Genomic DNA, 203 nt, shown 5'->3' with positions numbered 1-203 from the left:
GCACCGGTCAAACGCTCAGCCAGGATCCGCGAACCCGACAACGTCCGCTGCTGACGATCCTTGAACTCCTCGCTCGCGGCGATCTTGAACGCCGCCGCCTTCGCCGCGATCACATGCATCAACGGACCACCCTGCTGACCCGGGAACACCGCCGAGTTCAACTTCTTCGCGAACTCCTGCTTGGCCAGAATCAAACCCGAACG

The 203-nt window shown here is 62.1% G+C and carries 1 pseudogene; it reads right to left on the bottom strand.

The features are described 5' to 3' along the window. Positions 1-203: pseudogene (locus tag QC180_RS30180) on the bottom strand (serine hydroxymethyltransferase); the annotation flags it as partial.

Origin of the sequence: Nocardia anocheti (assembly GCF_029675105.1) — a bacterium.
Lineage (GTDB): Bacteria > Actinomycetota > Actinomycetes > Mycobacteriales > Mycobacteriaceae > Nocardia.
Note: the sequence above shows the minus strand (reverse complement) of the source record. Positions and strands in the feature narration are given on the sequence as shown.